This is a genomic window from Geoalkalibacter sp., assembly GCF_030604225.1.
Taxonomy (GTDB): Bacteria; Desulfobacterota; Desulfuromonadia; order Desulfuromonadales; family Geoalkalibacteraceae; genus Geoalkalibacter.
The window spans coordinates 1-3390 of sequence record NZ_JAUVWH010000194.1; the positions used below are offsets into that span (position 1 = coordinate 1).

4 protein-coding genes are annotated in these 3390 nt (G+C 61.5%); 2 read left to right on the forward strand and 2 right to left on the reverse strand.

Features of this window, described 5'->3' with window-relative positions; translation table 11 throughout:
• Both QAT43_RS14605 and QAT43_RS14610 read left to right on the forward strand, forming a co-directional pair.
• The coding region (locus tag QAT43_RS14605) for a putative nucleotidyltransferase substrate binding domain-containing protein (RefSeq protein ID WP_305043824.1) at positions 1 to 1236 on the forward strand (1236 nt) is incomplete at its 5' end.
• Between the two features lie 57 nt (positions 1237 to 1293).
• A complete protein-coding gene (locus QAT43_RS14610) occupies positions 1294 to 1806 on the forward strand; it encodes a peptidylprolyl isomerase (protein WP_305043825.1) in 513 nt (170 codons plus the stop codon).
• A 68-nt stretch (positions 1807 to 1874) separates the two neighbouring features.
• On the opposite strand, the gene QAT43_RS14615 is transcribed toward QAT43_RS14610, so the two are convergent.
• Both QAT43_RS14615 and QAT43_RS14620 read right to left on the reverse strand, forming a co-directional pair.
• Positions 1875 to 2759, reverse strand: coding sequence for a carbon-nitrogen hydrolase (locus QAT43_RS14615; RefSeq protein WP_305043826.1), 885 nt, complete (start codon positions 2757 to 2759; stop codon positions 1875 to 1877).
• The coding region (locus QAT43_RS14620) for an agmatine deiminase family protein (protein ID WP_305043827.1) at positions 2756 to 3390 on the reverse strand (635 nt) is incomplete at its 5' end. The genes QAT43_RS14615 and QAT43_RS14620, both read right to left, overlap by 4 nt.

A 3390-nucleotide genomic window follows, 5' to 3' on the forward strand; every position in this document is an offset into this window, starting at 1 on the left:
GCGAATCCCCGGGATCTGCTGGTGAGTGCGGTCATGAATTCGCCTCTCATCGTGGTCAACGAGGACGATTATCTTTTTGAAGCCCTGTATCGCATGACGCGTAACGGCATCCACCGAGTGGGAGTGGTCGATGCGGCGGGCGCGCTGACCGGCATCATCACCGATTCGGATATCCTGCGCCTACAGAGCCGCTCGCCGCAGAAACTGATGCGCGATATCGAAGAGGCGCACACCGTCGACACCCTGAAGGATCTCCATCGCCAGGTGCAGGATCTGGTCGTTCATCTGGTGGGGACGGGTGTCGCGACGCGCGATCTGGTGCGGACCATCGCCCACCTCAATGATCGGATTCTGTTGCGCCTCATCGCCCTGTTGCGCGAGGAACGCTTTCCCGCGCTCAGGTCGAAATTTGCCTTCGTGGTTCTCGGCAGCGAAGGGCGGCGTGAGCAAACCCTGACTACCGATCAGGACAATGCCATCGTCTATGCCGACGAGTTGTCATCCACTGAAATCCAGGAGATTGAAGCATTCAGCCGGGAACTCATCGACAACCTGATTGCCATCGGCGTGCCGCCCTGCCCAGGGGGCATCATGGCCAAGAACGCCGCCTGGCGGCGCAGTCTTGGCGGCTGGCGCGAGGTACTCGACCGCTGGATGGCAACCGCGACGCCTGAGAATATTCTCAACGGCAGCATGTTTTTTGATCTTCGCACCCTGCATGGCGATGCCGGTTTTGAGCGGGAGCTCAAGGCCCATGTCTCTGAAAGGCTCAAACGCGGCGAGGGCTTTCTCGCTCATACCGCCGCCAATGTTTTGCGTTTCAAGCCGCCCTTGAGCCTTCTGGGGCGCATCAAGGCGGAGCCCAGGGGCGAACATGCGGGAATGATCGACGTGAAGAAAGCAGGCATCTTCGCCATTACCGAGGGCGTCAAGGTGCTGGCCCTCGAAGCCGACCTGTTTCAGGGCGGAACGCGCGAAAGGATGAAAGGCCTTCTGGAGGCCAATGTTTTCGAGCCCAAGCAGTTCGAGGCCCTGGAGGCGAGTTATAATTTCCTGGTTTATCTGCGCTTGCGCGGCCAGGTGGCGGCTCTGCGCGAGGGCCGCGAACCCACCAACTATATCTCCCTGGATCAGCTCAACCGCATGGAGGCGGGCCGTTTGCAACTGGCCCTGCAGGAAGTGGGAAAATTTCAGGATTTTCTGCGGATGCACTTTCAGCTGAATTATCTCGGCTGAACCTGCCGTGCGCCGGCAGGTTCAGCCCCCATCACAACAGATCGAGGTCAAAAAAACATGAGCAACGCCAATCCCCTGATTCAGATGGAAACGTCCCTGGGTGAAATTATTCTGGAACTCGATGCGGAAAAGGCACCGATTTCCGTGGAAAATTTTGTCAATTACGCCCGCGCCGGGCATTACGACGGCACGATTTTTCATCGCGTCATCAAGGGCTTCATGATCCAAGGCGGCGGCCTTACCCCGGACATGCAGGAAAAACCGACCGGGGCGCCCATTCAGAACGAAGCCCGCAACAAATTGAAAAACAAGACCGGCACCATCGCCATGGCCCGGACTTCGGAGGTCGACAGCGCCACCGCCCAGTTTTTCATCAACACCGAGGACAACAAGTTTCTCGACAACACCGGCAGTCGTCCCGAGGATTTCGGCTATGCGGTGTTCGGCAAGGTCGTCGACGGCATGAACGTGGTCTACACCATCGAGCAGCAGCCCACGGCGAGCAAGGCCGGCCATGATGACGTGCCCCTGGAGCCGGTGGTCATCACCAAGGTGACGGTCATCGACTGAGCTTGGCAAAATGAAGCAACGCAAAAGGGGGTGAGTCTCATGACTCACCCCCTTTTGCGTGGGTTTTTCTAATCCCGATAGCGCCGGGTCAGATCCTGGTAGGCGTCGATGCGCCGATCGCGCAGGAACGGCCAGATGCGCCGGACCTCCTCGCTGCGTCCCAGGTCGATGTCGGTGACCAGAACCTCCTCCGTGTCGACGCTCGCGCGGGCGATCCATTCGCCTTGCGGTCCGGCGACAAAGCTGCTGCCCCAGAACAGGGCGCCGGGCGATTGGCCGCTGGGATCTGGCTCCAATCCCACGCGGTTGACGCTCAGGACCGGCAGGCCGTTGGCCACCGCATGAGCGCGCTGGATGGTCAGCCAGGCCTTGCGCTGGCGCTGCCGCTCGTCTTCGGTGTCCCGGGGATCCCAGCCGATGGCGGTGGGGTAGATAAGCAGATCGGCACCGGCCAGGGCCATGAGACGCGCGCCTTCCGGATACCACTGATCCCAGCAAACCAGAACGCCGAGCTTGCCCAGGGAGGTGGCGATGGGTTCAAAACCCAGGTCGCCGGGGGTGAAGTAGAATTTTTCATAATAGCCCGGATCGTCGGGAATGTGCATCTTGCGGTAGCGCCCGGCCAGGGTGCCGTCGCGGTCGAAAACCACGGCGGTGTTGTGATAAAGGCCGGGGGCGCGCCGCTCGAAGAGGGAGGTGACGATCACCAGCCCAAGTTCGCGGGCCAGGCCGGCGAAAAGTTCGGTCGACGGGCCGGGAATGGGTTCCGCTTGGTCGAAGCAGGCGGTGTCCTCGGTTTGGCAAAAATAAAGGCCGGCGTGCAGTTCCTGGAGCACCACCAACTGGGCGCCTCGTCCTGCAGCATCACGGATGCCGGCGACGCTTTTGGCGAGATTCTGTTCGCGATGCGCGCCGCAGCTTTGCTGTACCAGACCGACACGGAGTTGTTTCATGGCAGAACCCCCTTGGGCAGTTGCATGGTGACGCAGTGCAAGGAGCCGTGTTGCAGAATCAGGGCGGAACAGTCGACGCCGATGATAGCGCGGTCGGGGAAGGCCCGCCCGACCGCGGCTAGCGCCTCGGCGTCGCGCGGATCGCCATAGGTCGGCACGAGCACCGCGCCGTTGATCACCAGAAAGTTGGCGTAGGTGGCGGGCAGGCGCTGCCCGTCCTCATCGTAATGCGCCGCCGGCCAGGGCAGGGGCAGCAGGCGATAGGGAGCGCCATCCGGGGTGCGCAAGCTCTCAATTTCCCGCGCCATGGCCTGCAAGGCCGCGAAGTGCTCGTCGGTCTCATCGTCGCAGGCGACGTAGAGAATGGTGTCGTTCGGGGCAAGACGAGCAAGGGTATCGATGTGTGAATCCGTGTCATCCCCGGCCAGATAGCCGCTTTCCAGCCACAGGACATGGGAGGCTCCCAGCCAGTTGCCGAGCTCCCGCTCCACGTCGGCGCGATCCAGATGAGGGTTGCGGTTGGGGTTGAGCAGGCACTCGCTGGTGGTGAGCAGCGTCCCGCGCCCATCGCTTTCGATGCTTCCCCCTTCGAGGACAAGGCCGGGAATGCGCAGGGGCACGTCGGCGAAAA

Bases quoted from the DNA above. Each gene is read 5' to 3' on its own strand.
- QAT43_RS14610 (WP_305043825.1), top strand. From the start codon at position 1,294: ATGAGCAACGCCAATCCCCTGATTCAGATGGAAACGTCCCTGGGTGAA.
- QAT43_RS14615 (WP_305043826.1), bottom strand. From the start codon at position 2,759: ATGAAACAACTCCGTGTCGGTCTGGTACAGCAAAGCTGCGGCGCGCAT.